Annotated in this window: 1 protein-coding gene; it reads right to left on the bottom strand. The window is 44.9% G+C overall.

Annotation, left to right across the window (positions count from 1 at the left end; all coding sequences use genetic code 11):
* On the bottom strand, positions 1-938 hold a 938-nt coding region (locus tag NO989_RS21835), incomplete at its 3' end, for an IS110 family transposase (protein WP_371343198.1).
* Between the last annotated feature and the right edge of the window lie 89 nt (positions 939-1,027).

Raw genomic sequence — 1,027 nt, 5'->3', positions numbered from 1 at the left:
GCGGCTTTGTTTCTCCCCCGCGTTTGCTCTATTCGCTTTATCCATTGAGACAATGGCGTCTCTTTATGTTTACTCACTCGCATGACAGCCCTGGCACCATGAATGAGTAAGGTTCTTAGATAGCTATCTCCACGCTTACTAATCCCTTGTAAATTATGCTTGCCCCCTGAGCTATGTTGTTTGGGTACCAGCCCCAGTGATGCTGAAACTGCCCGACCATTCTTAAACTCACTGCCATTGCCGATATGTTGATAAAGCGCACTGGCTATAATTGGACCAACTCCGGGAATACTTTGTAGCCGTCTACAAGCTTCGTGTTGGCTTAGTTGTTTAATTTTCTTTGTATACCAGTCCAGGTGCTCATCCAGCTCTACAAGTTTTTGATAGTGTCGCTCTAACAGTTCTTTGAATAATTCACTCAAACCATTCTCAACCTGCCGGTCAAATAATTCAGGCAGTGATTTATAGACATGACTTATGCCCACCGGAAGAATTATTCCGTACTCATTGAGCAATCCCCGTATTTCATTACTGTTGGCCGTTCTATCCCGCTCACATTTCTTACGCATCACGTGTAATGCCTGAATATCTTGTTGGGTTTGCGTTTTCGTTTGCACAAACCGCATCTCGGGGCGCACTACTGCTTCTGCTATCGCCAGCGCATCATTAAAGTCCGTCTTATTACCCCGCACATACGCTTTTACATGCTGTGGTGCGATTTGTTTTACCTGATGCCCATACTTCGCTATTTCTCTCGCCCAATAGTGCGCACTGGCACATGACTCAACTCCCACCAAACAGGGTGATAGCTCACTAAAAAAATGCAGTATCTGAGTTCGTCTCAACATTTTTTTTCGCACAATCTTGCCTGCCTGATTACAGCACACCACATGACTCACACTTTTTGCTAAATCCAGCCCAATCGTTGTAATATTCATTTTGGTCTCCTCACCTTGTTAACTTGATTGTTCAATTCCAAGTTTGGCACATTGCGATGCCGTTTGAGGGGGGAGACCATTCCATCGTT

This window comes from Alteromonas sp. DY56-G5 (assembly GCF_041414725.1).
Classification (GTDB): Bacteria; Pseudomonadota; Gammaproteobacteria; order Enterobacterales; family Alteromonadaceae; genus Alteromonas; species Alteromonas macleodii.
The sequence above is the reverse complement of the archived record's forward strand: the minus strand, read 5'-3'. Positions and strand labels throughout refer to the sequence as shown.